This is a genomic window from Microbacterium zouquanmingi (genome assembly GCF_052266675.1).
Classification (GTDB): domain Bacteria; phylum Actinomycetota; class Actinomycetes; order Actinomycetales; family Microbacteriaceae; genus Microbacterium.
The window spans coordinates 1-24,643 of record NZ_JBQPRA010000004.1 but is presented as its reverse complement, the minus strand read 5'-3'; the positions used below and the strand labels follow the sequence as shown (position 1 = coordinate 24,643).

Annotated in this window: 26 protein-coding genes, 1 tRNA gene and 2 pseudogenes; 8 read left to right on the top strand and 21 right to left on the bottom strand. The window is 65.0% G+C overall.

Annotation, left to right across the window (positions count from 1 at the left end):
- Positions 1–102 precede the first annotated feature (102 nt).
- Positions 103–768 carry a TetR/AcrR family transcriptional regulator gene (locus tag ACTU6V_RS10675; protein ID WP_443475587.1) on the top strand — a complete coding sequence of 222 codons (666 nt, stop codon included), beginning with the start codon at positions 103–105 and terminating at the stop codon, positions 766–768.
- A gap of 241 nt (positions 769–1,009) precedes the next feature.
- On the opposite strand, the gene ACTU6V_RS10670 is transcribed toward ACTU6V_RS10675, so the two are convergent.
- Together ACTU6V_RS10670 and ACTU6V_RS10665 are read right to left on the bottom strand one after the other, a co-directional pair.
- Positions 1,010–2,959, bottom strand: a complete 1,950-nt coding sequence (locus ACTU6V_RS10670) for an amidohydrolase family protein (protein WP_443475586.1) — start codon at positions 2,957–2,959, stop codon at positions 1,010–1,012.
- Complete coding sequence (locus ACTU6V_RS10665) at positions 2,956–3,192, bottom strand: AbrB/MazE/SpoVT family DNA-binding domain-containing protein (RefSeq protein ID WP_443475585.1); 237 nt, start codon at positions 3,190–3,192, stop codon at positions 2,956–2,958. Before ACTU6V_RS10665 ends, ACTU6V_RS10670 begins: the two co-directional genes overlap by 4 nt.
- Positions 3,193–3,380: 188 nt before the next feature.
- Between ACTU6V_RS10665 and ACTU6V_RS10660 the strand changes: the two are divergent.
- From ACTU6V_RS10660 to ACTU6V_RS10650, 3 genes and pseudogenes are all read left to right on the top strand, one after another.
- Positions 3,381–3,659, top strand: a pseudogene (locus ACTU6V_RS10660) (hypothetical protein); the annotation flags it as partial.
- 61 nt (positions 3,660–3,720) lie between these two features.
- Positions 3,721–4,053, top strand: coding sequence for a hypothetical protein (locus ACTU6V_RS10655; protein ID WP_443475584.1), 333 nt, complete (start codon positions 3,721–3,723; stop codon positions 4,051–4,053).
- On the top strand, positions 4,050–4,586 hold the full coding sequence (locus ACTU6V_RS10650; RefSeq protein ID WP_443475583.1) for a tyrosine-type recombinase/integrase: 537 nt from the start codon (positions 4,050–4,052) through the stop codon (positions 4,584–4,586). Before ACTU6V_RS10655 ends, ACTU6V_RS10650 begins: the two co-directional genes overlap by 4 nt.
- A 302-nt stretch (positions 4,587–4,888) precedes the next feature.
- Here the strand turns inward: ACTU6V_RS10650 and ACTU6V_RS10645 are convergent.
- Positions 4,889–4,962: transfer RNA gene (locus ACTU6V_RS10645), tRNA-Pro, on the bottom strand.
- A gap of 200 nt (positions 4,963–5,162) precedes the next feature.
- Between ACTU6V_RS10645 and ACTU6V_RS10640 the strand changes: the two genes are divergently transcribed.
- From ACTU6V_RS10640 to ACTU6V_RS10630, 3 genes are read left to right on the top strand one after another with little or no spacing between them, the layout of a single operon-like run.
- Positions 5,163–5,744, top strand: coding sequence for a GNAT family N-acetyltransferase (locus tag ACTU6V_RS10640; RefSeq protein ID WP_443469867.1), 582 nt, complete (start codon positions 5,163–5,165; stop codon positions 5,742–5,744).
- Positions 5,745–5,768: 24 nt separating this feature from the next.
- Positions 5,769–6,437, top strand: a complete 669-nt coding sequence (locus ACTU6V_RS10635) for a lysoplasmalogenase (RefSeq protein ID WP_443469866.1) — start codon at positions 5,769–5,771, stop codon at positions 6,435–6,437.
- Between the two features lie 35 nt (positions 6,438–6,472).
- Entirely contained in the window at positions 6,473–6,832 is a 360-nt protein-coding gene (locus ACTU6V_RS10630; protein WP_417512574.1) for an Hsp15 family ribosome-associated heat shock protein, read from the top strand.
- A gap of 6 nt (positions 6,833–6,838) precedes the next feature.
- Here the strand turns inward: ACTU6V_RS10630 and ACTU6V_RS10625 are convergent.
- Positions 6,839–7,330: pseudogene (locus ACTU6V_RS10625) on the bottom strand (NUDIX domain-containing protein); the annotation flags it as partial.
- A 66-nt stretch (positions 7,331–7,396) separates the two neighbouring features.
- On the opposite strand from ACTU6V_RS10625, the gene ACTU6V_RS10620 reads away from it, so the two are divergent.
- Entirely contained in the window at positions 7,397–7,954 is a 558-nt protein-coding gene (locus ACTU6V_RS10620) for a phosphorylase family protein (RefSeq protein WP_443469865.1), read from the top strand.
- On the opposite strand, the gene ACTU6V_RS10615 is transcribed toward ACTU6V_RS10620, so the two are convergent.
- The 17 genes from ACTU6V_RS10615 to ACTU6V_RS10535 all read right to left on the bottom strand — a co-directional run bounded on the left by ACTU6V_RS10615 (position 7,951) and on the right by ACTU6V_RS10535 (position 24,552).
- The gene (locus ACTU6V_RS10615; RefSeq protein WP_443469864.1) at positions 7,951–9,021 is read right to left on the bottom strand and encodes a Glu/Leu/Phe/Val dehydrogenase family protein; all 1,071 of its coding nucleotides are present in this window, start codon (positions 9,019–9,021) and stop codon (positions 7,951–7,953) included. The two genes, ACTU6V_RS10620 and ACTU6V_RS10615, sit on opposite strands and share 4 nt — an antisense overlap.
- A gap of 98 nt (positions 9,022–9,119) precedes the next feature.
- The gene (der, locus tag ACTU6V_RS10610) at positions 9,120–10,643 is read right to left on the bottom strand and encodes a ribosome biogenesis GTPase Der (RefSeq protein ID WP_443475582.1); all 1,524 of its coding nucleotides are present in this window, start codon (positions 10,641–10,643) and stop codon (positions 9,120–9,122) included.
- The gene (gene cmk / locus ACTU6V_RS10605; protein ID WP_443475581.1) at positions 10,633–11,310 is read right to left on the bottom strand and encodes a (d)CMP kinase; all 678 of its coding nucleotides are present in this window, start codon (positions 11,308–11,310) and stop codon (positions 10,633–10,635) included. Before cmk ends, der begins: the two co-directional genes overlap by 11 nt.
- Positions 11,303–12,427, bottom strand: coding sequence for a prephenate dehydrogenase (locus tag ACTU6V_RS10600; protein ID WP_443469861.1), 1,125 nt, complete (start codon positions 12,425–12,427; stop codon positions 11,303–11,305). Before ACTU6V_RS10600 ends, cmk begins: the two co-directional genes overlap by 8 nt.
- Entirely contained in the window at positions 12,424–13,236 is an 813-nt protein-coding gene (locus tag ACTU6V_RS10595; protein WP_443475580.1) for a pseudouridine synthase, read from the bottom strand. Before ACTU6V_RS10595 ends, ACTU6V_RS10600 begins: the two co-directional genes overlap by 4 nt.
- Positions 13,233–13,829 (bottom strand): SMC-Scp complex subunit ScpB, encoded by a 597-nt coding sequence (gene scpB / locus ACTU6V_RS10590; protein ID WP_443469859.1) that lies wholly within the window; start codon positions 13,827–13,829, stop codon positions 13,233–13,235. Before scpB ends, ACTU6V_RS10595 begins: the two co-directional genes overlap by 4 nt.
- Positions 13,819–14,649 (bottom strand): segregation and condensation protein A, encoded by an 831-nt coding sequence (locus ACTU6V_RS10585; protein WP_443469858.1) that lies wholly within the window; start codon positions 14,647–14,649, stop codon positions 13,819–13,821. Before ACTU6V_RS10585 ends, scpB begins: the two co-directional genes overlap by 11 nt.
- A complete protein-coding gene (locus ACTU6V_RS10580) occupies positions 14,633–15,466 on the bottom strand; it encodes a ParA family protein (protein WP_443469888.1) in 834 nt (277 codons plus the stop codon). The genes ACTU6V_RS10585 and ACTU6V_RS10580 overlap by 17 nt, the downstream gene beginning before the upstream one ends.
- A 144-nt stretch (positions 15,467–15,610) precedes the next feature.
- Entirely contained in the window at positions 15,611–16,513 is a 903-nt protein-coding gene (gene xerD, locus ACTU6V_RS10575) for a site-specific tyrosine recombinase XerD (protein ID WP_443475579.1), read from the bottom strand.
- A 2-nt stretch (positions 16,514–16,515) separates the two neighbouring features.
- A complete protein-coding gene (locus ACTU6V_RS10570) occupies positions 16,516–17,088 on the bottom strand; it encodes an NUDIX domain-containing protein (RefSeq protein ID WP_443469856.1) in 573 nt (190 codons plus the stop codon).
- Positions 17,081–18,778, bottom strand: a complete 1,698-nt coding sequence (pyrG, locus tag ACTU6V_RS10565; protein ID WP_417512576.1) for a CTP synthase — start codon at positions 18,776–18,778, stop codon at positions 17,081–17,083. The genes ACTU6V_RS10570 and pyrG overlap by 8 nt, the downstream gene beginning before the upstream one ends.
- Positions 18,779–18,792: 14 nt before the next feature.
- Entirely contained in the window at positions 18,793–20,502 is a 1,710-nt protein-coding gene (gene recN / locus ACTU6V_RS10560; RefSeq protein WP_443475578.1) for a DNA repair protein RecN, read from the bottom strand.
- Positions 20,499–21,410, bottom strand: a complete 912-nt coding sequence (locus ACTU6V_RS10555) for an NAD kinase (protein WP_443475577.1) — start codon at positions 21,408–21,410, stop codon at positions 20,499–20,501. Before ACTU6V_RS10555 ends, recN begins: the two co-directional genes overlap by 4 nt.
- The gene (locus ACTU6V_RS10550) at positions 21,407–22,204 is read right to left on the bottom strand and encodes a TlyA family RNA methyltransferase (RefSeq protein WP_443469853.1); all 798 of its coding nucleotides are present in this window, start codon (positions 22,202–22,204) and stop codon (positions 21,407–21,409) included. The genes ACTU6V_RS10555 and ACTU6V_RS10550 overlap by 4 nt, the downstream gene beginning before the upstream one ends.
- Positions 22,201–22,380 carry a hypothetical protein gene (locus tag ACTU6V_RS10545; protein ID WP_443469852.1) on the bottom strand — a complete coding sequence of 60 codons (180 nt, stop codon included), beginning with the start codon at positions 22,378–22,380 and terminating at the stop codon, positions 22,201–22,203. Before ACTU6V_RS10545 ends, ACTU6V_RS10550 begins: the two co-directional genes overlap by 4 nt.
- Positions 22,381–22,437: 57 nt before the next feature.
- Entirely contained in the window at positions 22,438–23,469 is a 1,032-nt protein-coding gene (locus ACTU6V_RS10540) for an HAD-IIA family hydrolase (RefSeq protein ID WP_443475576.1), read from the bottom strand.
- Positions 23,470–24,552 (bottom strand): hypothetical protein, encoded by a 1,083-nt coding sequence (locus tag ACTU6V_RS10535; RefSeq protein WP_443475575.1) that lies wholly within the window; start codon positions 24,550–24,552, stop codon positions 23,470–23,472.
- Positions 24,553–24,643: the final 91 nt, after the last annotated feature.

Sequence of the window (24,643 nt, the reverse complement as noted above, 5' to 3'; positions counted from 1 at the left end):
CGCAGGGGCTATCTGGGCAATATACTCCACATAAGAAACCGCTGTCCATGGTCGGTGATGCGGTTCCAGTGCGCTGATCATCGTCACGGTTACTCTGGAGTCATGCCGGAGATCGCACGCCGACGCGCCGAGCGGCGAGAAGTCGCAGAGAGTCGGGAGAAGATACTCGCCGCGGCCGAGACGTACTTTGCCGAACGCACGATCGATGCACCGCTCAACGAACTCGCCCGACGCGCCGGGGTCAGCGCCGCCACGTTCTACCGCCGCTTCCCCACCAGTTCAGATCTCATCCGCGGGCTCTACGACCGATTCGCCGCACGGTTCGACGAACTCTTCGACTCGCTGGACGACGTCGACAGCGGTTGGTCCGGAATAAGCGACGCCATCGCCGGGACGATCGCGATCGTGCGAGACAGTCCGATACTCGTGCCCATCATGGTGCGCATGGCCGCGATCGATCCGAGCTACCGGCCCGGAGAACGCTGGGTCGCCCCCATCGAACGACTTACCGCGCGAGCGCAGGCCGAAGGCTCTGTCCGAAGCGACGTCACGGGTTTCGATCTTGTTCTCGCGCCCCTCGCGGTTGCATCCCTCGCCGCGTTTCCACAGCCGATCGGCACCGTGCTCCTCGACCGCGTTCACCACATCCTGCTCGATGGTCTCCGTGCGCCGGCCGCAACGCCCCTGACCGACAGTGCGGCCGTGGAAGCCGATGCGTTCCACAGCGCCATCCACGGCCGATCATCGCGGGCGGATGCCGACCACTAAGGGACCGAGAGCGCCAACCGCTCCCCGAGACGACGATGCCCCGACCAGATTTGAGATCTGATCGGGGATTTGGTCGGACTGACAGGATTTGAACCTGCGCCGGTCTTGCAGCGTCTGCGGGCCGGTCCCGTTGAGTACTTGGTGGGCGAGAACTGGCACCTGCTGTTCTCGTTGCGCACTCGTAAGGAAGACAGCAAGCGCCACCACTCAGCGGAACACTGTCATGCTGATGCCTTGTGGGTTAGGGCACCTTGCGCATCTCGCCCTTGCCCACGGGCTTGTACCTGATAAGTGATCCTGTCTCTGCACCGTAGGTCATTTTCGCATTCCAGAATGCGCGCCATTGTGGAATCACGAGGGTCGCCTGGGTCTTGCCCAGTTGGGTCTGGCGACGATCTTTCGTGAGTTCGAATGCCGCTGCCATCAGTGCGCCTCGTCCGGACGAACCTATCGAGGTGATCACCAGTGACTCCATTTGAGATGTGATGAATGTTGACGCGTCAAGCATCAGTCCTTGCATCCAAGGTGTGCGTCCAGTTGCATACCCTCGCGACACGGCTCTGCCATTGAGCGTGCCGGAGAGCGAGATACGTCCGCCGTGGGCAATGGCTCGCAGGTCAGTGTTCTCGTTAGGAATCAGGCAAGACCATTCGAGGGTGCGCAGTTGTTTGTCGGAGCGAAGTGTCTCGGTGCGCAGAACCTGCTGACTTTCGGGGTCGGTGTATGTGATCGTGCGGACTCCATCGGACTCAAAGGTGCTCGCGTCAATTGTGACCTCGACCGCTTGCGAGAACGTAGCGCTGGTGTTGTCGGTGAATCGTTCGATCCCATTCGCTGGTGCGGCGTAATCGGAGAGTGCGACCGGTGCGGCCGGTTCCGTTTCGTGAACGATCTGCCCGTTTTGAACCACGAGGGTGATATCGGAGACGCTCTCGATTCCCTCAAGCGGGTCGGAGTTCAGCAGTACGAGGTCGGCTGCCATGCCGGTCTTGATGAGGCCACGGTCATGGAGGCGCAACACTTCTGCGGCGTTGCCCGTTGCTGCCTGGATTGCCTGGGCTGGGGCGACACCCGCGTCGACCATGAGCTGGAGTTCGTGGTGAAGGGAGTCGGCTGGCATCGCGCCAACCATGCTGTCTGTTCCAGCAGCGATGCGCACGCCAGCTTTAACTGCGTGCCTCAGGTTGCGGCTGGCTTGGGGTAGGTAGGACTGCTGGTCCGCGTTGTTGATAACTTCGGTAATAGACAGTGTCGGGATAAGAAAGGTGTGCTTCTTCGCCCAGGCACGGAGGAGTTCTGGCGGAGCCTCTTCCTCAAGGACGCCATGTTCAATGCTGTCGACACCTGCCTCGACGAGGAATGCGACATCGGTAGCGTAGTGTGTATGCGCGCCAACCGGCAGACCTTGCTTGTGGGCTTCATCAATGATTGCGAGCGCGACGTTCTCGGGCAGCTTGTTGATGACCTCGCCAAACTCCGCATAGTGGCCGCCTTGGTAGACGATCTTGATAAGGTCAACACCCTGTGACTTCAACGCTCGAACCATGGTGCGCGCCTCCGTATCGGTGGCCGGCGTGTAAACCATTTTTCTGCCCAACCAAGCGTTGTCGCGGCAGACAGTTACCTGTGGGTGCCCTCCGGGTGCTGTAAATGCTGGGCCAGCAACGACCATGGTCGGGCCAACGCGATTTCCGATTCGGGTTCGATTTCGAAGGCCGAGCACGATTTTTGGTGGTTCAGACATCGTGCGGATGCTGGTAATTCCGAATCGGAGAAGCTCTCTGCTTGGCTCGCTGAGAACGAAGCGTGCTTGCATACGCGCGCTGAACCCGCTTCGTGTGTTGAGGAAGTCGAGGTGACAGTGCGCGTCGATCAGGCCGGGCATAACAGTCTTACCGCGTGCCTCAATCACTCGGGCGTCAGGAACGTCGATGCGTGACGATTCGACTCGAGTGATGTTGCCTTGTTCGATGAGGATATCGACGTCGTTGAGAACACTGCCATCACCGACGAGGACGTGTGCTTCTCGAATGAGCAATGGTGCGGATGAGCGCGTCTGCTTACTGCCGGGCCTTTGGAAGTAGCCTTTTCTCGTCAAGTAGGGGATGAGCGCACGCAGGCCGAAGTTGACGATCAACCCGACAACAAGCGCAATCCCAAGGCTAATCAGTACTGGCTGTACCCAACTCATTCGGAGCCTCCATCCGGTCGATGGTCGGCACCGAGAACGTTATCCATCACTTCTGCGTAGACCTCGGGATCTACAAGTGCAATGCCACGTTCTCGGTCAGCCATGAGGAGCAGCGTGTCTCCCGGGCCGAGGCTAAACATTTCCCGAACCTCTTTAGGTATCACGATTTGCGACTTCGGGCCGAGTCGCACCGTACTAACCCAACGCCCATCAGGAACACCTACTTTCGCCATGTAACCATTGTAACACTGTTCCAACTTGCTACCGAGATCGACATACTCTGCCACATACCCGGCGGGTAACACCACGGCCCGTCCGCGACGGGTGCCTGCCCTACGAATGGTGAGGGAGCCGTCGTCGCGGACCGGGGTGACCGTCCAACGGTCGCCGTTGCGGACCCATCCGCAGCCAGTGCGCAGACTCCGCACCGTTGGGGTGGCATCGCGACTTTGCGGACGCTCGCCTCCGCCTCCGCGATTGGGTAGCCACCTGCGGGACTCGACTCGATCGTGATCGCCCCACACGGCAAGCCATCTGGCCTGGGGAAGAGCCATCCATTTCCTCTGAAGAAGCGATGATCACCGACCGGGAAGCCGACTTCGTCGAGTTCGTCCTTGATGACGTTCAGCGACGTCAGGCAGCCGAGGACGAGTTCTACCGTTCACTCGGCAACCCTCCGCACCATGGCCCGACCAACTGAGCCAATGCCAGAGTCCTCACCCCGTCCGGTGCCACCGATCGGGGTGAGGATCTCCACCGACATGGAACGACGCTCCTACGGAATTCGAGCGCGCGCACGCTGGACCGATCCGCTCACCAAGCAGCGCGTGATCCGCACCGAGATCGTGAAGGACGAGGCAACCGCACGGGCATTCTTCGAAACGCTCCGCAATTCTTCGGTCAAGGGAATGGACGTCTCCATGACACTCCTGGAGTTCTTCACCTCGATCGACGATCGATGGGCACGCGGCCTCGATATGACCCTCCACCGGAGACAACTACCGGTATGGTCTTCGGCTACGAGTACTCCCGACGCTTGGCCATCTGCCCGTCACGCAATTCACCGCTGGAATGATCGACCGCACGATCGATGACTGGGAGAAGCAACACGGCGCATCGACGATCAAGAACACCATCGCGCCACTCGTACGGGTGCTCGACGAAGCCGTTGATGCTCGCCGCTCTACTGGCAGCACGCTCTTCAGAAGTCTCCGGACTTCAAGTCGGAGACGTGGACTTCACAAAGAACCTCGTCATCATCAGACGACAGGTCTTCCCCGGCAGGGGCGGCCTCATCACCAAGCCAACCAAAAGCCGCAAAGAGCGTCGCGTGCCGATTCTCGACCCACTCCGGCCGGTCCTGAAACGACTCTGCGCGTTCAAGCAATCGGACGCACCACTCCTCGTCGGCCCGCGTGGCGGCTTCCTCACGACAGCCACCGTTCGCGACGCCACCAGCTGGGACCAGGCCGTTGCTGACCTCGGCCTGCCCAACCTCACCCGACACGGCCTCCGACACACCAGTGCCACCTGGCTCGCCGACGCCGGAGTCCCCCTCCATGTCCTCCAAGAGATCCTCGGACACGCCTCAATCGAGACAACACGCGGCTACCTCCCACCCCGATGACCGCCACCTCGCATCCGCCGCAGAACAAGCCAACGCCTTCCTCAGCAGAGACGCCCGCCCGAACACTTCAGGACGGCCACGGCAAGACACCGGACGCAGACTGTGAGCGGCTCAGTCGTGGGCTTCCACCGTTCTGGTCCCCTTTTGGTCCCCTTATCCACAGACAGAGCGTCGCAGCGGATTCTGTCATCCACAGGTCGACCACGCCTGCCTGTCCAGGGGGACCAGAGGGGGACCAGAGAAAACGACGTTCAGAAACAACAAATCCCTGATGAAAATTGCTTCTCATCAGGGATTTTCTGTCGGGCTGACAGGATTTGAACCTGCGACCCCTTGACCCCCAGTCAAGTGCGCTACCAAGCTGCGCCACAGCCCGTGGCATTGTTTTTCAGTTGTTCGGGCCGACCGAAGAGTGGTAAACCACTTAACCCCCCAGTCAGGTGCGCTACCAAGCTGCGCCACAGCCCGTTGTCTTGCGCTTTCGCGCAGGCAACTCCCCTATCTTAGCCGCATCAACGGGCCCTTCGCGAACCGGCCCTCTTGCCCGTGTCGCACCCCGGGCGTACCCTGCCGGACATGCCCACCATCACGACTGCACTCGCAAGCCCAGAGGTCTGGGATGACATCCAGCATGCGCTCAGTGGCGGCGGGGACGGCCGAAGCTGCCAGTGCGTCTGGCCGGTGCTGATGAACAAAGAGTGGCAGACCACCGACCTCGATCAGCGCACCGCGCTGTTCCAACAGGAAGTGGCATCCGACCGCCCACCGGGGATCGTCGCCTACGTCGACGGTGAAGCCGCGGGGTGGATCCGTGTCGGTCCCCGCCCCGCGCAGCGACGCCTCGGTCGCACGCGCAACATCGTCGCCACCACCCGCGAACCTCTTGACGATGAGAGCGTCTGGGCGGTGAGCTGCTTCGTCGTGCGCAAAGAGCACCGCGGCCAGGGCCTGAACGCCGCTCTCCTCGCCGCGGCCGTCGACTTCGCGCGCGACCACCGTGCTCGAATGATCGAGGGGTACCCGATCGACACCACCCAGACGAGCGTCCACGTCAACGAGCTTTTCCATGGCGCACTCTCGACGTTCCTCGCAGCTGGTTTCTCTGCCACACCCAGCCCCAAGCCCGACCGCCCCCTCGTGACCCTCGACATCAGCTGACGTCCCGCAATCTACGATGGAGGGATGCAACGCCGCACCCTGCCGAGAACAGCCCTCCCCTGGACGTTCGTTCCCTACATCGTGATGTCGATCGTCCACGTCACAGCTCTCGCAACCGGCAGCGATATCGCCCCTCCGACGAAACTGTGGCTGATGCCGCTGCTCGCGATCCCGGTGCTCTTCTCGCTCCGCGTGCGCCCTGCATTCGCGATCGTCCTGCTGCTCACAGCGATCGTGTTCTCGTGGCTGGGTGACGGCGCCGGTGCGTTCTTCCCGACCGGGCCAGAACTGCCGCTGATGCTGCTGTTCTTCGGTCTGGCCCACATCGCCTACATCGTGCTATTCATTCGTGTGTTGCGAGTGCGTCGTCTGCCGTGGTGGACCCTCGTCTATGCCGCGTGGTGGGTCGCGATGGTGATCGTGCTCGCGCCGCACACCGGCGGTCTGCTCGTCGCTGTCGCAGCCTACGGCCTCGTCCTCGGCGGCACCGCCGTCTTCGCCGCGCGCTGTCACCCGCTCGTCGTCGTCGGCAGCATCTTCTTCCTGATCAGCGATACCGTGCTGGCCTTCCGGCTGTTCCTCGACGGAATGCCCGACTGGACGAGCCCACTGGTCATGATCACCTACACCCTCGGTCAGGGTCTGATCATCATCGGCGCACTCGTCACCCTTCGCGAGCGAGACACCCGATGACACCCGAGCGTCCCGTACCGCACCAGAACGCGCTGATGGATGCCCCGGTGCGAGTCGACAGCTGGCTATGGGCGATCCGCGTCTACAAGACGCGCTCGGCGGCAACGACCGCTTGCCGAGCGGGGCATGTACGGGTCAACGGCGAGAAGGCCAAGGCCGCCCAGACGGTGAAGCCAGGTGATGAGCTGCGCATCCGCATCAGCGGGTTCGACCGCATCCTCACCGTGCGCAAGACGCTCACCAAGCGCGTCGGCGCCCCCGTCGCAGCCCTCGCGTACGAGGATCGCACCCCTCCGCGCGAACCGATAGCCGCTCTCGGTCTTCGCGATCGCGGAGCCGGGCGCCCCACCAAGCGCGAGCGCCGCGATATCGACAAGCTGCGCGGACGCGACTGAAGATCAGAGGCGCTCGCGCAGCGCGGGCCACGCGTTCGCGAACCCCGGATGCAACGGACGCTCGGTCACCTCATCGATCGGAACCCACTCCAGGGCAACGCTCTCCGGGTCGCTGATCACTGCTTCGAACGGCGTGATCACATCGGCCACCACCGTCGTATACGACCAGATACCCAGATCGAGAACGGTCGTGAAGCTCACTCGCACTGCACCAGCGGGAATCCCTGCTTCCTCGGTGGCTTCGCGGAGCGCGCCATCGATGGGCTCTTCACCCTCGTGCAGTGCGCCGCCGGGAAGACCCCAGGTGCCGCCGAAGTGGCTCCAGCTCACGCGGTGCTGCAGCAGGATGCCTCGCTCAGAATCCACCGCGAGCAGTCCTGCGGCACCGAAACGGCCCCAGTACCGCTCTCCTGACTCAGCCACGACCCAGGCGTCTCCGGGGTCGCGGGGCCCGTCAGGGCGTCGCGGCTCATCAGGTGCGGGGGGAACAATCGTCACCGCTCCAGCTTTTCACAGCATCCGCGTGAGCGGGCGATCTGCGACGCGCTCTGAAACAATAAGAGAGTGAAGCTTCTCGTTGCCGCCCTCGATTCCGAACTCATCGCCTTCCCTGAAGACCTTCCCGGCTTCACCCGACTGGTGACCGGCCCAGGCAAGCTCAAGGCGACCTATGCGCTGACCCGCGCGCTCGACGCCGCGACCTACGACGAGATCCTCGTCGTAGGCACCGCCGGTGCGCTCGATGAGACCATCGAGTCCGGCGTTCACGAGGTCCACTGGGCGTTCCAGCACGATGTCATCAACGAAGAGGGCGTGCGTGGCGAGCACGTCTCGATGCCGCAGCGCATGAGCCTCGGCGCCGGCGACATCTCCATCGCCACCGGAGACAGCTTCATCGATGACGCCGAGGCTGTGACGATTATCCGCTCACTCGGCGGACGCCTCGTCGACATGGAGTCCTACGCCTATGCGTGGGTCGCCGAGCAGTTCGGCGTTCCGATCCGCATCTGGAAGGCAGTGTCCGACCGGGCCCAGGACGATGCGAACACCACCTGGACCGAGGCCGTCACCGCGTGCAGCCACCAGCTGCGCGAACGCGTGCGCGAGGTCTACGGGGTCTAAACGGCGAGAGCCGATGCCCCATCGCGCAGCCGTGCGGCCGCGAGTTCTTCGGCAGCCTCGAGCGGGGTGATCCCCCGTTCGTCCGCATCGGCGAGGATTCGCCGTACGGTGTCACCGATCTGCGAGACGCGAGCCATGATCTCGTCGCGAGATCCGAGCTGCTTCGCCTCGTGGTCGAGGTAGATCACACCACCGGCGTTCACCACGAAGTCCGGCGCATACAGGATGCCGCGCGCAGCCAGCCGCTCAGCGCCCTCATGCGATGCCAGCGGGTTGTTCGCCGGCCCGCACACGGCAGCGGTGTCGAGCGCATCGATGACATCGTCGGTCAGCAGCCCGCCGATGCCGGCCGGAACGAATACGTCTGCCGGAAGCAGGTGCTCTGTGCCGGGTTCTGCCCATGTCGCGCCGAGCTCGCCGGCGAGATGCTTGCGCTGCGGGTTCACATCGGTGACGGTGAGCACAGCACCCTCGGCAGAGAGTCGGACGGCGAGACGGCCGCCCACCTGTCCGAGTCCGGAGATCGTGATGCGTCGACCGGCGACATCAGCGCTGCCGGTGGTGCGCTCCAGCACCGCGCGCAGAGACTCGTACACTCCGAGGCTTGTGGGACCCGCAGGCTCCCCTGAGCCGCCGGCCGCATCCGGAAGGCCTACGACGTGCGCGGTGCGCTCACCGACGACCGCCATGTCATCCATGGTCGATCCGACGTCTTCTGCCGTGCGGTACAGACCGCCGAATGACTCCACGACATCACCGAGGTCGAGGAAAGCATCACGACGGCGCTCCGCGTCGAGCTCGGTGCCTGGTTCGAGGCCGATGACCGACTTTCCGCCACCAGCATCCAGACCAGCGGTCGCATTCTTGAGCGTCATCGCCGCGGAAAGCCGCAGGGCGTCGCCGAGTGCGTCACTCCAGTGCGGATAGGTCCACAGACGCGCACCGCCCAGCGCGGAGCCGAGCACAGAGGAGTGCAGCGCGACAGCGATGAAGAGCCCGCTGCGCGTGCCTGTGGTCACCTCCACCCGCTCGTGGGAGAACTCGGGAAGGGGCAGGGTGTGCGACATTGCATCCTCTTTCGGCAGGCCTTGTGGGCAGCGATGGTGGATGCCGCAGGGTCGCAGCATCCACCATCCATTGCACCACTGAACCTGGCGCGCGGCAACTAGCGCTGGCGCTTCTCCCGCACACGCATGTTGATCACGATCGGCGTGCCGTCGAATTCGTACAGCTCGCGCAGGCGGCGCTGGATGAACCGGCGGTAGCCGGGGTCGAGGAACCCGGTCGTGAACAGCACGAACGTCGGCGGACGCGTCGAGGCCTGCGTGCCGAACAGGATGCGCGGCTGCTTGCCACCGCGCAGCGGGTGCGGGTGCTCGGCGACGAGTTCGGTGAGGAACGCGTTGAACTTACCGGTGGGGATACGACGATCCCAGTTCTCCAGCGCCGTCTCGAGCGCCGGTACGAGCTTGTCGAAGTGGCGCCCGGTCTTCGCCGAGATGTTCACCCGCGGCGCCCACGTGACGTGAGCGAGGTCCTGTTCGATCTCACGCTCGAGATAGCGACGACGATCCGCGTTCTCCAGGTCGATGTCGTTCAGGCGATCCCACTTGTTGAACGCGAGCACGAGTGCGCGTCCTGATTCGAGCACGAGATCGATGATGCGGACATCCTGCTCGCTGATCGTCTCGGAGACATCGAGGACGACGACGGCGACTTCGGCCTTCTCGAGCGCTGCCGAGGTGCGGAGGGACGCGTAGAAATCCGCACCCTGCTGCAGGTGCACACGACGGCGGATGCCGGCGGTGTCGACCAGGCGCCAGAGCTTGCCGCCGAGCTCGACGACCTCGTCCACCGGGTCGCGCGTGGTGCCGGCGAGGTCGTTGACGACAACGCGATCCTCGCCTGCGGCCTTGTTCAGCAGCGACGACTTTCCGACGTTCGGTCGGCCGAGGATCGCGACGCGACGGGGTCCGCCGATCTCGTACTTCGCAACGGCCGAGATTGAGGGAAGCTTCTCGAGCACTGCATCGAGCAGGTCGGCGACGCCGCGCCCGTGCACGGCCGAGGTCGGGTATGGCTCACCCAGTCCGAGGTTCCACAGGGCCGCAGCCTCGGGCTCCTGGCGGGTGTCGTCGACCTTGTTCGCGACGAGAAAGACCGGCTTACCGCTCTTGCGCAGCAGCCTCACCACGTGCTCATCGGTCGACGTCGCGCCGACCATCGCATCGACGACGAAGAGCACGACGTCGCACAGTTCGATCGCGACCTCTGCCTGAGCTGCGACCGAGCGGTCGATGCCCTTGGCGTCGGGCTCCCACCCGCCGGTGTCGACCAGCGAGAAGCGGCGATCGTTCCACTCAGCCTTGTAGGTGACGCGGTCGCGGGTGACACCCGGGGTGTCTTCCACGACGGCCTCACGACGACCGAGGATGCGGTTCACGAGTGCGGACTTGCCGACGTTCGGGCGTCCGACGATCGCGACCACGGGCAACGCAGGCAGGAACTCGATCCCACCCTCGCCCTGGGTGAGACCTGCGAGCAGCGCCGCGTCATCCTCATCGAGGTCGTAGTCGGCGAGACCCGCGCGCAGTGCCTCCGCGCGCTGTTCGATGAGCTGCTCGTCGAGCTCGCTCAGCTTCTCGGCGAGGTGGTCAGCGCCACCCTCATATTCTTCTTCAGCGGCCATGTTCCGCTCCTTGCTTTCGGTCGATCACCGAGAGTACGGCGTCGATGGTCTGGGAAAAATCGAGTGCAGTCGAATCGACGACTTCAACGCCTTCTGCGGCATTGAGGAAGTCCACCACTGCACTGTCCGAAGCATCGCGCTTGTGCAGCGCCTCTGCCACGGCTGCCGCGTTCTCTCCGGCGAGTTCGCCGGCACGGCGGGCCGCACGCACCTGAGGTGCGGCGGTGAGGAGGATTCGCACCGGAGCGTCAGGTGCGACGACGGTGGTGATGTCGCGTCCTTCGACGACGACAGCAGGAAGCGGAGAATTCGCCACCAATGAACGGAAGAAGGTGTTGACTTGCTCGCGCACGGCAGGCACACGCGCCACACCGCTGACCGCGCTCGAGACGCGCGGCTCCCGGATGGCGGCGGTGATGTCGGTGTCTCCCACGGCGACCGTGCGGTCGTCGGGGTCGAGCCCGAGGCGCAGATCGAAATCGGATGCCGCGGCAATGACAGCCTCGGCATCATCAGTATCCGCCTGGTTCTCGAGCATCAGCCATGCCAGAGCGCGGTAAGCGGCACCGGTGTCGAGAAGTCCGTACCCGCGCTGACGCGCGATGGCTTTGGAGACACTGGACTTCCCCGAGCCTGCCGGCCCGTCGATAGCGATGAGATCACTCATTTGTCGCTCCTGCAATCCGCCATCCGCGCTCCTGCAGCCCTTCCACCGCACCGAGCAGCGCAGCGGGCGCCACACTGATCTCTGCGAGGCCGAACTGCGCGCCCGGCGAATGCTCCAGGCGCAGGTCTTCCACGTTCACACCGAGTTCGCCGAGTTCGCCGAACAGGCGTCCCAGTTGACCTGGGGTGTCGTCGACCATGACGACGAGTTGCTCGAACCGGCTGTTCTGGCCGTGCTTTCCCGGCAGACGCTCCACGCCGTCGTTGCCCTGGCGGATCGCCTCGGCCACCACGCGGCGCGCACCAGGCGCAGTCGGTTCGCGCAGAGCATCCGACACGGTCTTCAAGTCAGCGGCGAGCGCATCGAGCACGTCGACGACGGGCTGCGCATTCGCACCGAGGATCTGCACCCACAGCTCAGGTGCGGAGGCGGCGATTCGCGTGGTGTCGCGAACCCCCTGACCGGCGAGCCGGAGGGCGTCTTCATCAGCGCTCGCAAGGCGGGATGCGAGAAGACTGGCCACGACCTGCGGCACGTGAGAGGTGAGTGCGACCGAGCGGTCGTGCTCCTCAGGGGTCATCTCCAACGGCATCGCCCCGACGTCGAGCGCGAGGTCTTCGACCAGGGCGAGATCAGCGGCACGAGTCTCTTCGTCACGGCAGACGACCCACGGACGTCCGATGAAGAGGTCTGCACGTGCGGAAATCGCTCCCCCGCGCTCACGCCCGGCGAGCGGATGCGAGCCGATATAGCGGGTGGTGTCCACGCCGCGAGCGGTGAGCTCTCGGAACGGCTCGAGCTTCACACTCGCGACATCCGTCACGACGGCATCCGGGAATCGGGTGAGTTCCGCTTCGACAACGTCGGCGGTGACATCCGGCGGCACGCAGACCACGATCAACGCCGGAGCATCGTCATCGCGCGCAGCGCGGCCCGCGCCGTAGTCGATCGCCAGACGCAGCTGCGCCGGTGAAGCATCCGAGAGAACGACATCGATGCCCTTCGCGCTCAGCGCGTGGCCGATACTCGCGCCGAGCAGACCCGCTCCGACGATTCTGACCGTCCCCGAAAGACGCGGCGCGTTGCCGTTGCCATGCGTCTTGGCGGTATCGCTCACTCGTTCTCCTGGGCGTCTCCCGGCGTAGCGTCCGCAGGGGCATCATGGCGCGCGAGAGTCAGAAGCGCACCACGTTCGATTTTACTCAGTTCGCGGGACTTCCCCGCAGGGAGCGTTCCCAGGTGGAGCGGACCGAACTGACGACGCACGAGTTCGGTGACCGGATGCTCCACAGCGGCGAGCATCCGACGCACGATCCGGTTGCGTCCGGAGTGCAGAGTCAGTTCGACCAGGCTCGCGCCCTTCGACGAATCCAACAGGCGCGCCTTGTCTGCCTTGATGAATCCGTCTTCGAGGTCGAAGCCCTTGGTGAGCTTGGCGATCGTCTGCGCCGTGACCTGACCGGTGACCTTCGCGATGTACACCTTGGTGACCCCGAACGAGGGGTGTGCGAGCACGTGTGCGAGCTCGCCGTCGTTCGTGAGGATGAGCAGACCGCTGGTCTCGGCATCCAAGCGGCCGACGTTGTAGAGACGCTCCTCGTAGTTGTCGGTGAAGCGGCGCAGGTCAGGACGACCGTTCTCGTCCTTCATCGTGCTCACGACGCCGGTGGGCTTGTTGAGCATCACGTAGCGCTTGGAGACATCCAGCTGGATCGCTGTGCCGTCCACGTCGACGAGGTCGTTCTCGGGGTCGATACGACGGCCGAGTTCTTCGACGACGACGCCGTTGACTCGGATGCGCCCCTCGACGATGTACTGCTCCACCACTCGGCGGGATGCGACGCCCGCAGCGGCGAGCACCTTCTGCAGGCGGACGCCCTCTGGTGGCGTCGACCCGTCGACAGGCTCAGGGATCGGAGTATTCATCTGATGGTTCCTTCGTCGAATCCGTCGGCACCGTCGTCGAGCAGCGGAGAGATCGGAGGCAGCTCGTCGAGCGAGTTGATACCGAGGTTCTGCAGCAGGGCGTCTGTCGTGCCGTAGTTGATGGCGCCGGTTTCTGAATCGGCGAACAGTTCTGTGATGAGGCCGCGGGCAAGCAGCGTACGGACGACCGAGTCCACGTTCACCGCGCGGATGGATGCCACCTGACTGCGCGTGACCGGCTGCTTGTAGGCGATCACGGCCAGGGTCTCGAGGGCTGCCTGTGAGAGCCGCGCGGGTGCTTGTCCGCCCACGAACTCGGCGACGAGAGCATCGTGCTCCTCGCGCACGTAGAGCCGCCAGCCCCCACCGACCTCGCGCAGTTCGAAACCGCGCCGTGGCCCATCGCCGTTGCCGTCGTACTCGTCGACCAGTCGCTCGAGGCTCTGTCTGACGGCCGGCACGGGCGCACTGACGGCTGCGGCGAGCGCGACGAGACCCAGCGGCTCGTCGATGATCAGCAGGATGGCTTCGATCCGCTCGGTGAGCGGTGTCTCGACTACGGTCGCTGAGTCCATCGAAGTGTCATCGGTCATAATCAGCCCCCAGGCTCGCAAGCGTCTCATCCGACCAGGAGTCGGTGGCCCAGCGCAGCGTCAGCTCGCCGAGCGGTTCCAGTTGTTCGAAGGACAGCGCCGCGTGTCGGTACAGCTCGAGGACCGAGATGAAGCGTGCGACGACGATCCCTGGCTCCGTTGCGCCCGCGACCAGCTCGCGGAAGGTCAGTGACTCGGAGCTGCGTAGGAGCGTCACGACGATCGCCGCCTGCTCCCTGATGCTGACCAGCGGTGCGTGCAGATGATCGAGGCCGACATGGGGAAGTTCTTTGGGAGCGAAGGCGAGCAGCGCGATGGCGGCGAAATCGTCCAGGCTGAGCGTCCACACCAGCTCCGGCGTCTGGCGCCGGTACTTCTCGTCGAGTCGCACCGCACGAGTGTGTCGGCGATCCTCACGAACCAGGCACCGCGCGAACCAGGTGGAGACCTCTTTGAATGCCCGGTACTGCAGCAGACGGGCGAACAGCAGGTCGCGTGCTTCGAGCAGCGCGACGGACTCGGCGTCGACGAGCTCGCCCTGAGGGAGGAGACCTGCGACCTTCATGTCCAACAGGGTCGCCGCTACGACAAGGAACTCGGACGCCTGATCGAGCTCTTCATCGTGCTCGAGCTCTTTCAGATACGCGATGAACTCGTTCGTCACCGCGCTCAGCGAAACTTCGGTGATATCCATCTCGTGCTTCGAGATGAGGTTCAGCAGCAGGTCGAAGGGACCATCGAAGTTCGTCAGCGAGACACGAAACCCTTCGACAGGCTCAGGGACCGCTTCGACAGGGTCAGTCTCAGGCGACGGCGCCACGGGCGACCAGCTCCCGGGCCAGTCGCAGGTACGCCTGGGCGGCGGCATGCTCCGGCGCGAACTCGGTGATGGGAACACCCGACACCGATGCGTCGGGGAACTTCACGGTGCGGCCGATCACGGTCTCGAGCACGTCATCGCCGAAGGCCTCGACCACGCGCTCGAGCACCTCACGCGAGTGCAGCGTGCGGGCGTCGTACATCGTCGCGAGCAGACCGTCGAGCTTGATGTCGGGGTTCAGGCGATCGCGCACCTTCTCGATCGTCTCGATGAGCAGCGCCACGCCGCGCAGGGCGAAGAACTCGCACTCCAGCGGCACCAACACACCGTGGCTGGCGGTGAGCGCGTTGACGGTGAGCAGTCCGAGCGAGGGCTGGCAGTCGATGAGGATGACGTCGTACTCCCCCGCGACCTGACGCAGCACCCTGGCGAGGATCGTTTCGCGAGCGACCTCGTTGACCAGGTGCACTTCGGCAGCCGAGAGGTCGATGTTGGCGGGAAGGACGTCTAGGCCTTCAACGCCGGAGTGCACGATGACCTCGTGCACGTCGCGCTTGGTGTCCAGCAGCAGGTCGTAGATCGTGGGTACATCGTGCGTCGGGATGCCGAGGCCGGCAGAGAGTGCCCCCTGCGGGTCGAAGTCGACGGCGAGCACCTTGCGCCCGTACTCGGCGAGGGCGGCCGCGAGGTTGATCGTTGTCGTCGTCTTGCCGACGCCGCCCTTCTGGTTGCACAGCGCGATGATGCGCGCCGGCCCGTGGGACTCGAGCGGTGCGGGGGTTGCGAAGCCCTGGTAGGGGCGGCCGGTGGGGCCCATGGGAGTGTCGTCGACCTTGGACTTCTTGCCCTTGGTCTTCGCCGCGTTCTGAACCACCGAGTCTCCTGCTTCCCTCATGCTTGCTCGATTCTAGCTATTCGCCCGCGATTCCGCGTCTTCCCGTCTCGGCGATCCCCGATAGTCTCAGCGCGCTCGGGGATGAGAGGTCGCGTAGATATCTCGCAGAGTGTCTACCGAGACGTGCGTGTAGATCTGCGTCGTCGCCACGGAGGCATGACCGAGCAGCTCCTGCACCACACGCACATCGGCCCCGCCCTGCAGCAGATGTGTGGCGAACGAGTGCCGCAGAGTATGCGGAGAGACCTCGGCGGTGATCTGCGCCCGCTCGGCGGCAGCGCGAATCACCAGCCACGCGCTCTGTCTCGACAGCGGCGCCCCGCGCGCCCCGAGGAACAGCTTGGCCGACGCTCTGCCCTTCGCCGCGAGGGCGGGCCTCACCCGCGTGAGGTAGGCATCCACAGCATCCCTCGCGAAAGAGCCGATCGGCACGATCCGCTCCTTCGACCCTTTTCCGTACAGCCGCAGAACATCCCCGTGCGCGAGGTCGTCGACGTTGAGTCCGATGGCCTCTGAGACGCGCGCACCCGTCGCGTACAGCAGTTCGAGCAGGGCCCGGTCCCTGATGCCCAGAGGCTCCTCCGCAGAGGGCGCACCAAGCAGCCGCTCGACCTGATCGATCGTGAGCGCTTTCGGCAGTCGCTGCGGCGTCTTGGGCGGCCGCAACCGGCCGGTCGGATCCTCGACTTCGATCCCCTCGCGCACGAGGAATCGGTGCAGGCCACGCACCGATGACTGCAGTCGCGCCAGGCTCGTCGCCGCCGGTGTCGGCACCACAGCCGAGCGGTCAGCGATGAACCGGCCGATGATCGACCCGCTCACCGCTGCGGTGTCGTCGATCCCGGCATCGGTCAGCCAGGCCTGGTAGACGGCGAGATCGCGGCGGTACGCACCGACGGTGTGCTCCGAGAGACCGCGCTCGACCGTGATGTGGCGCAGATACGCGTCGATCGCACGGTCTACCCGCATGACTACTGCCGCAGGGTCCGCTCGGCTGCCAGGACGCCGATAGTCAGGATGCCGTTGCGGAGCCGCCCGTCCAGGACAGCGTCGACGGCGTCGGAGAGTGGCACCCACTCCATGCGGATGTCGGCCTCTTCGCCCTCACGGTCGAAGGCCTCTGGCGCCGCCTCGATGCCGGTCGCGAGATAGATGCGGATGAGCTCGCTGTTGCCGCCTGGAGTAGTCCAGCTCGACGTCAGCAGCCGCCAGTCGCGCGCGACAATGTCCGTCTCCTCTGCGAGCTCGCGCTGTGCCGCGACCAGCGGGTCTTCTCCTTCGATATCGAGAAGACCCGCGGGCAGCTCCCAATCACGGTGTCGAATCGGATGCCGGTACTGCTGAATCAGCAACACTCGCCCCGCATCGTCGAGAGCGAGCACCGCCACGGCACCGGTGTGCGCGACGTACTCGCGAATGATCTCGCCATCACCGTACGCAACGCGGTCGGAGCGGACGTCCCACACCCAGCCCTTGTAGACCAGGTCGCTCTGCAGAACCTGCGGCTCGAAGGGCTCGTCGCGGAGCTCTGCGGCCTCAGTCATCTTCTTCGACGTCGAACAGCTCGCTGGAGCGGTGTCGTTCGATCGCTGCGCCGATGAGACCGCGGAACAGCGGGTGCGGATCGGTCGGCCGCGAGCGCAGTTCGGGGTGCGCCTGGGTCGCGATGTAGTACGGGTGAACGTCGCGCGGCAGCTCGACGAACTCGACGAGGTCGAGCTCGGGGTTGAGTCCCGAGAACACCAGACCAGCTTCCGCAAGACGTGCACGGTAGGCGTTGTTGACCTCGTACCGGTGACGGTGTCGTTCGGAGATCTCCGTGCTGCCGTAGACCTCTGCGGCGAGCGAGCCTTCAACGAGAGCTGCCTTGTAGAGACCGAGGCGCATGGTGCCACCGAGGTCGCCGCCCTCGAGAATGTCGACCTGCTCTGCCATCGTCGCGATGACCGGCTCGGACGTCTCCGGGTCGAACTCGCTGGAGGAAGCCTCCGCGATGCCCGCCATGTTGCGGCCGTACTCGATGACCATGCACTGCAGGCCGAGGCAGAGACCGAGCGTGGGAATGCCCTGTTCGCGGGCGAACTTCAGCGCACCAAGCTTTCCTTCGATGCCGCGGATGCCGAAGCCGCCGGGAACACAGATTCCATCGAGATCCCCGAGAGCCTTGGCCGCGCCCTCAGGCGTTTCGCACGAGTCAGAGGGAATCCAGCGGATGCTGACGTGCGCCTCGTGCGCGAATCCACCGGCGCGGAGCGCTTCTGTCACCGACAGGTACGCGTCCGGCAGGTCGATGTACTTGCCGACCAGGCCGATCGTGACCTCGTGCTTGGGATTGTGGACAGCCTGCAGCACCTTCTGCCAGCGGGACCAGTCGACCTCGGACGCGGCCTTCACATCGAGACCGAGCCTGCGGACGATGTAGGAGTCGAGCCCCTGATCGTTCAGCGTCGAGGGGATGTCGTAGATGCTCGGCAGGTCGACGGTGTTGATGACGCCTTCTGCGTCGACGTCGCACATCAGAGCGATCTTGCTGCGGTTGGACTCGCTCACCGGACGATCGCTGCGCAGCACGAGTGCATCAGGCTGAATGCCGACCTGGCGGAGGGCTGCGACCGAGTGCTGGGTGGGCTTGGTCTTCTGCTCACCCGAGGCGCCCATGAACGGCACGAGCGAAACGTGCACGAAGAACACGCTGTCGCGTCCGAGCTCATGACGCAGCTGGCGGGCAGCTTCGAGGAACGGCTGCGATTCGATGTCGCCGACCGTGCCGCCGACCTCGGTGATGATGACGTCGGGACGCGGCTCTTCAGTGGCCTGCAAGCGCATGCGGCGCTTGATCTCGTCGGTGATGTGCGGGATGACCTGCACGGTGTCGCCGAGGTACTCTCCGCGGCGCTCCTTCGCGATCACCTGGGAGTAGATCTGACCGGTGGTGACGTTGGCGGCCTGCGACAGGTTGATGTCGAGGAAGCGCTCGTAATGTCCGATGTCGAGATCGGTCTCTGCACCGTCGTCGGTGACGAAGACCTCACCGTGCTGGAACGGGTTCATCGTGCCCGGATCCACGTTCAGATAGGGATCGAGCTTCTGCATGACCACACGCAGTCCGCGCGCTGTGAGCAGGTTGCCGAGGCTTGCTGCCGTCAGGCCTTTGCCCAATGAAGAAACGACACCACCTGTCACGAAGATGTGTTTGGTCGTGTCGTTTTCGGGCCCCGCAGCAGAAGAGTTCATCACGGGCTTCAATCCTAACAGTTAGCCGGGGCCGCGAGACTGAGAAGTTCTCGGGCGTGGGTGAGAGCAGCATCCGAATCGGCGAGTCCCGACAGCAGACGCGCCATCTCGGCCTCGCGTTCGGTCCCCTCCAGACGCCGCACGTTCGACGCGGTGACCGCGCCGTCATTGGACTTCACAACGGAAAGATGGTTCGACGCGAACGCTGCGACCTGGGCCAAGTGGGTCACTGCGATCACCTGCGATGACTCTGCGAGTCGGGCGAGTCGCCGCCCGACTTCGATCGCAGCGGCACCACCGATGCCGGCATCGACCTCGTCGAATACGAACGTAGGAACCGGATCCGTGCCGGCGATCACGACCTCGATCGCGAGCATCACTCGCGAGAGTTCACCACCTGACGCGCTCTTTGCGACTGATCGTGGTTCAGCACCAGGATGAGGGGCGAGAAGGATCGCGACATCGTCACGACCGTGCGTGCTCTCTGCACCCTCGCGCACAGCAACCTCGAGCCGGGCATCGGGCATCGCCAGCGCGTGGAGCTCTTCTGTGACCTCTGCGCCCAGTCGGACCGCGGCTTCGGTCCGCGCGGCGGTGAGAGCGGCAGCTGCCACGTCAAGATCGGTACGCGCGGCATCGCGCTCAGCCTGCAGCCGTTCGAGTCGATCACCATCGTCGTCGAGTTCAGCAAGACGGGTGGATCCCGTGCGCCAGACTTCGCGTGCCTCGTCAAGGGACCCATGCGCGCGCGCGAGCACCGTCAGCGCAGCACGACGCTCTTCGACCGCGGCGAGTTCGTGTGGTCCGGTCTCATCGAGGTCGGCGAGGTACGCTGACAGCTGCAGGGCGAGATCGGCGAGGCGGTAGCCGACATCAGCTACGCCCTCCGCGATGCTCGAGAGTACCGAATCTGTCGCACGCTCAAGCTCGCGCTTCGCTTCGGCGACAAGTGCCGAAGCATCCGTCTCGCCCTCTTCGCTCGAGATCGCATTGCGAGCAGTGGATGCCGCAAGGCGCAGCTCTTCTGCATTCGCGAGCCGCTCGGCGCGCTCGGCGAGAACGATGTCCTCACCCTCCTCCGGGTCCGTCGCCTCAATCAGCGCGAGTGCTTCGCGCAGGCGAGCAGCTTCCTCGGCCCGGCGGTCTCGGTTCTCCGAGAGATCAGTGATCTCAGCATCCAGTTCACGCCATCGCGCGAACGACGCCGCGTAGCGCTCGTGCGCCGTCGCGATCGGCGCGCCGCCGAAGCGATCCAGTGCTTCGCGCTGAGCAGCCGACGAGCGCAATCGCAGTTGCTCGGATTGACCATGCACCACCACGAGCTCATCGGCCAGCGCGGAGAGCACCCCGGCTGGGGCCGCGCGACCTCCGACGCTTGCGCGGCTGCGACCCTCGGCGCTGAGGCTGCGCGAGACATAGAGCTCGCCCTGCGCCTTCTCGCCATCTGCCGTGTCGAGAGCCTCGAGCTCTCCCCCTGCGTCGGCGACGATATCGGCGACGCTGCCTTCAGCGGGGACGATCCAGACTCCCGCGACCGACGCCTGCTTCGCGCCGGCGCGCACCGCACCGGAATCAGCACGTTGACCGAGGAGCAATCCCAGCCCGGTGACGACCATGGTCTTTCCCGCGCCGGTCTCACCAGTGATCGCGGTGAAACCTGGGCCGAGCGGGAGCACTGCGTCGTCGATGACGCCGAGCCCCTGCATCCGCATCTCTTCGATCACGTTGCCGCTCCACGCCAGCCAGCCACAGGCAACTGGAGCTTGCGCACGAGGCGATCAGTGAATGCGGTCGGGTGAAGTCGCGCGAGACGCACCGGGCGCGATGAGCGCCGCACGACGACGCGAGCACCCGGTGGAAGCTCATGCGAGCGACGCCCGTCGCACCAGAGGATGCCGGTGCCACTCGTCCGCTCGAGCACCTCGATCGCGACCGAGGCATCTGGGCTGACGACAATGGGTCGTGCGAACAGCGCATGAGCCGAGAGCGGAACCACGGCGATGGCCTCGACAGTGGGCCAGATGACCGGGCCTCCCGCCGAGAAGTTGTAGGCGGTCGAACCGGTCGGGGTGGAGATGACCATTCCATCGCAGCCGTAACTCGACAGCGGGCGGCCGTCGATCTCGACGACGACCTCGATCATGCGCTCTCGACTCGCCTTCTCGACGGTCGCCTCGTTCAGTGCCCAGGTCTCGAAGACGACGTCGCCGAGGGCATCCTTGACGCGCACGGCGAGAGCGAGGCGCTCCTCAACGACGTAATCGCGTGCGATGACGCGCTCGACAGCATCGACCATGGCGTCGCGCTCGATCTCAGCGAGGAATCCGACGTGCCCCATATTGATGCCGAGCACAGGAGCGCTGTGGGTGCCGCGGACGAGCTCGGCGGCACGCAGGATCGTCCCGTCTCCGCCCAGCACGATCGCGAGTTCGAGATCGTCGACGCCGACGTCCTGGCCCAGCGCATCGACAGTGGAGAATTCTTCGTCGACGGCAGAGAGTTCAGTTCGGTCTTCTACCGCGAGGACTGGCCTCGCACCGGCAGCGCGAAGCAGTTCGATGACGCGGCGGGCTGCAGCGACGGTGTCGTCTCGGCCCGCGTGAGCAACGACCAGGATGTTGCGCTCGTTCATCGTCCTCCTGCCAGCTCGTTGATGCGTCCTGTCCATTGTGACGGATCACTCCCCCGTCCGGGGCTCAGGTGAACGAGGAACTCCGCATTCCCGTGTGTTCCAAGAATGGGTGATGCGGCGATCCCCCGCATCCCCAGTCCCGCATCCCACGCGTTCCATGCGACGCGGGAGACCGCGTCCGCGCGGGTCGCTGGGTCGGTCACCAGGCCGCCTCTGACGGCGGTGCGTCCTACTTCGAACTGCGGCTTCACCAGCAGCACGATGTCGGCATCGGATGCTGCGACAGCGGCTACCGCCGGAAGGATCAGCTCGAGTGAGATGAACGACAGGTCGCCGACGATGAGCTCCGGCACGGCCGACTCCGCGGTGGCCTCACTGAGGTTCTGCGGCGTCATGTACCGGACGTTGAATCCTTCGACGCTCACGACCCCTGGGTCATCCGCGACAGAGGGTGCGAGCTGCCCGTGCCCGACATCGACTGCCAGCACCTTTCGAGCCCCGCGCTCGCGGAGCACCTGCGTGAATCCGCCGGTGGATGCTCCCATGTCGAGCGCGAGTCGCCCGGTCACCGGAACCGCGAAGACGTCGAGTGCGGCAACAAGCTTGTGAGCGCCCCGGCTGACGTAGTGATCGGTCTCGGCGACGGTGATCTCAGCGTCGTCAGAGACCGCCGTCGAGGCCTTCACGATCGGGCGGCCATCGACGCTCACGAGGCCGGCCGCGATCAGAGTGCTTGCCTGGGTACGCGAACGCGCCAGCCCGCGCAGTGCAAGGGCGGCGTCGAGACGAGTCACCGGTCCCCTGACGGAGACTTCATGGAGTCGAGCCGCGCGCCGCTCTCCAAGCGGCGGAACAGCTCATCGTGGACCGTGGCGTAGGCGTCGGCGCGCGCGGCTAAGGGCTGTCCCTCGATCAGACGCAGACGGCTCCACAGTCCGTCAGTCGGCTGCGTATCAGTGTCGTCGCTCACAGTTCCACTTTACGTCGAGGTGCCGACATGCTCGGGAGGGCGCACGCAGAAGAGCGCTCAGGGACGGTGGAACGGGTCCTCGAAGAGCTTCTCCGGAACGTTCAGCACGAAGACCGGTGTTCCGGACTCCCAGATCGCCGTTGCACCCGCACGGACGAGGTCGATCTGGCGCGGTCCCTCAGCGAGGATCTCCACGTCGCCGCCGACGACACGAACGGATGCGCCGTTGACCGTGACCGCGCCGTTCTTGCGCTGCGCTACTGGGTACGGTTCATGCAGTTCACGCAGGTCGCTGAGCACGTAGGTGGGCCGGGAGCCTTCCGGCGCCGCAAGCACGTGCTTCGGCCGGTCGATACCCGTGAGCACCAGCGCAGAGTCGATACCGACTCGTGCGGCGCCGAGAATGTCGGTGTCGAGACGGTCACCGATGAACAGCGATCGTTTCGCGCCGAAGCGAGCGATCGCCTCCTCGAAGATCGGCATCTCGGGTTTGCCCGCAACGGTCGCCAAGCGGCCGATCGCCGTGTGGACGGCAGACACCAAAGTGCCGTTGCCCGGGGCGACTCCCCGCTCGCGCGGGATCGTCCAGTCGGTGTTGGTGGCGATCCAGGGGATGCCGCCCTCGTCCTCCGGCAGCTTCAGCGCGAAGGCCGCCTCGGCAAGGTCGGTCCAGGCGATGTCGGGCGAGAAGCCCTGCACCACGGCATCCGGGGCGTCATCCGCGCTGCGCGTGACGCGATAGCCGGCCTTCTCCGCCTCGACGACCAGGCCATCGCCACCCACGATGAGGAGTGTGGCGGGCGCGGGAACAATCGATGCCAGCAAGCGCATGGCCGCCTGTGGGCTCGTGACGACCTCATGGGGTGCGACCGAGAGACCAAGCTCAGTCAGGTGGGACGCGACGGATGCGTCGGTGCGCGACGCGTTGTTGGTGATGTACCCGATCCGGCGGGTCTGCGCGGCGCGGTTGAGGCTCTCCACCGCATGCGGCAGAGCGCCGGGACCCGCGTAGACGACGCCGTCAAGGTCAGCGAGGACGACATCGACGCCGTCCAGAGGAGTCGCCCGTGCTTTGGAGAAGAGTCCCACTCAGTCGTCCTGTTCTTCGACCAGACCATCTTCGACGACGATCTCGTCCTCGTCGTCATCGCCCATTCCAAGCGCGTCGGCTGCGACTTCAGCGCGCTCTGCCCAGTACGCCGCCTCGTCTTCGCGTCCGAGGTCCTCGAGGACAGCAGCGTGTGCGCCGAACAGCGCCGGGCTCCACTCAAAGGCGCGATTCGGGTCGAGCTCAGGGATCTGCAGCTCGCCGAGTGCGAGCTCAAGCTCGCCGAGATCAAGACGCGCACCCGACATCGCGATCGCAAGCGCGACCCGGACCGGAGCGGAAAGCGCAGCACGATCCACGGCACGACCCGTTTCAAGCGCGCGGTCAGGCCGGCCTACCCCGCGCTCGCTGTCGACCATGAGCGCGATCTGGTCGTCCTTGCCCGAGATACGGCGGTAGGTGCGAAGTTCACGAAGCGCGAGAGCGAAGTCGCCCGTTGCGTACGCGGTGATGCCAAGTGTTTCGCGCACGAGCGCGATGCGGCCTGCGCGACGGGATGCCGCCAGCGCATGCTCATGCGCAAGAGCCGGATCCTCATCAATGAGGCGCGAGGCCATTGCAAGGTGACGCGCAACCTCTTCGGCGTTCTCCTTGCTCAAAGTCTTCAGCTCGTTGCGCGCAGGACCTGCAAGGTCTCTGCCGGTGACGTCTTCAGGAATCGCCGGGTCGTTGTAGCGCGGACGGTCATCGGCCTGCCGATCAGGCCGTTCGCGACCTGCGCCGCCGCGCTGGGGGAACCCGCGCCCGCCAGTCGAGTTCCGAGTGTCGGTGCGGCGGTCGCCATCGCGCTTCTGGTAACCACCTTCACGACGATCACCATCGCGACGCGGAGCCGCACCATCGCGCCGCGGAGCCGCACCATCGCGCCGCGGAGCCGCGCCATCGCGCTTCTGGTAACCACCTTCACGACGGTCACCATCGCGACGCGGAGCCGCGTTGCCGCTGCGAGGAGCGCCGGACCTGCCAGTAGACGGCGAGCGATCAGCACGCTGGCCCCGGGGCGCATCGCGACGGTCGTTGGAATCGTCCCCGCGCCGCGGGCGACGCTCATCCTCGTTCGGCATGTCCTGATTCTCTCAGTCTTGTTAACGCAAAATGGCCACCCAGGTTGGGTGGCCATTCTGTCTAAAAGGAGTTCGGCGGTGTCCTACTCTC

Coding starts and splice junctions, on each gene's coding strand:
- ACTU6V_RS10675 (WP_443475587.1), top strand. CDS start 103: ATGCCGGAGATCGCACGCCGACGCGCCGAGCGGCGAGAAGTCGCAGAG.
- ACTU6V_RS10670 (WP_443475586.1), bottom strand. CDS start 2,959: ATGAGTTGGGTACAGCCAGTACTGATTAGCCTTGGGATTGCGCTTGTT.
- ACTU6V_RS10665 (WP_443475585.1), bottom strand. CDS start 3,192: ATGGCGAAAGTAGGTGTTCCTGATGGGCGTTGGGTTAGTACGGTGCGA.
- ACTU6V_RS10655 (WP_443475584.1), top strand. CDS start 3,721: ATGGAACGACGCTCCTACGGAATTCGAGCGCGCGCACGCTGGACCGAT.
- ACTU6V_RS10650 (WP_443475583.1), top strand. CDS start 4,050: ATGACTGGGAGAAGCAACACGGCGCATCGACGATCAAGAACACCATCG.
- ACTU6V_RS10640 (WP_443469867.1), top strand. CDS start 5,163: ATGCCCACCATCACGACTGCACTCGCAAGCCCAGAGGTCTGGGATGAC.
- ACTU6V_RS10635 (WP_443469866.1), top strand. CDS start 5,769: ATGCAACGCCGCACCCTGCCGAGAACAGCCCTCCCCTGGACGTTCGTT.
- ACTU6V_RS10630 (WP_417512574.1), top strand. CDS start 6,473: ATGGATGCCCCGGTGCGAGTCGACAGCTGGCTATGGGCGATCCGCGTC.
- ACTU6V_RS10615 (WP_443469864.1), bottom strand. CDS start 9,021: ATGTCGCACACCCTGCCCCTTCCCGAGTTCTCCCACGAGCGGGTGGAG.
- der (WP_443475582.1), bottom strand. CDS start 10,643: ATGGCCGCTGAAGAAGAATATGAGGGTGGCGCTGACCACCTCGCCGAG.
- cmk (WP_443475581.1), bottom strand. CDS start 11,310: ATGAGTGATCTCATCGCTATCGACGGGCCGGCAGGCTCGGGGAAGTCC.
- ACTU6V_RS10595 (WP_443475580.1), bottom strand. CDS start 13,236: ATGAATACTCCGATCCCTGAGCCTGTCGACGGGTCGACGCCACCAGAG.
- scpB (WP_443469859.1), bottom strand. CDS start 13,829: ATGACCGATGACACTTCGATGGACTCAGCGACCGTAGTCGAGACACCG.
- ACTU6V_RS10580 (WP_443469888.1), bottom strand. CDS start 15,466: ATGGGCCCCACCGGCCGCCCCTACCAGGGCTTCGCAACCCCCGCACCG.
- xerD (WP_443475579.1), bottom strand. CDS start 16,513: ATGCGGGTAGACCGTGCGATCGACGCGTATCTGCGCCACATCACGGTC.
- ACTU6V_RS10570 (WP_443469856.1), bottom strand. CDS start 17,088: ATGACTGAGGCCGCAGAGCTCCGCGACGAGCCCTTCGAGCCGCAGGTT.
- pyrG (WP_417512576.1), bottom strand. CDS start 18,778: ATGAACTCTTCTGCTGCGGGGCCCGAAAACGACACGACCAAACACATC.
- ACTU6V_RS10555 (WP_443475577.1), bottom strand. CDS start 21,410: ATGAACGAGCGCAACATCCTGGTCGTTGCTCACGCGGGCCGAGACGAC.
- ACTU6V_RS10535 (WP_443475575.1), bottom strand. CDS start 24,552: ATGCCGAACGAGGATGAGCGTCGCCCGCGGCGCGGGGACGATTCCAAC.